Raw genomic sequence first — 360 nt, 5'->3', positions numbered from 1 at the left:
CGGCACGTCCAACATGCCGGTGCGCGAGGCACTGCGGCGGCTGGCTGCGGAGAATGCGCTGGAGATCTCACAGAACGGCTCGGCCTGCGTGCCGGTGGTGACACGAGCGCGGCTCGACGACCTCTGCCGGGCCCGCCTCGCCGTCGAAGGGCTGGCCGCCGAGCTCGGCGCGCCGCGTCTCACCGCAGCCGAGATCGCCTCGCTGCAGAGGGTCACCGACGACCAGCAGGCGATCGGCCGCGACGGCAGCATCTACGAGCTGATCGCCAAGAACCAGCAATTCCATTTCACCATCTATCGCGCCTCCGGCTCCGACGTGCTGTTCCAGCTCATCGAGACGCTGTGGCTGCGTTTCGGCCC

At 68.9% G+C, this 360-nt stretch carries 1 protein-coding gene; it reads left to right on the top strand.

Features of this window, described 5'->3' with window-relative positions:
- Positions 1-360, top strand: a 360-nt coding sequence (locus tag EN859_RS36035) for a GntR family transcriptional regulator (protein WP_135913663.1), incomplete at both ends; no start/stop codon positions are given.

The sequence above is a fragment of the Mesorhizobium sp. M00.F.Ca.ET.216.01.1.1 genome (assembly GCF_004010325.2).
GTDB lineage: Bacteria > Pseudomonadota > Alphaproteobacteria > Rhizobiales > Rhizobiaceae > Mesorhizobium.
This window is presented reverse-complemented; position numbering and strand designations above follow the sequence as displayed.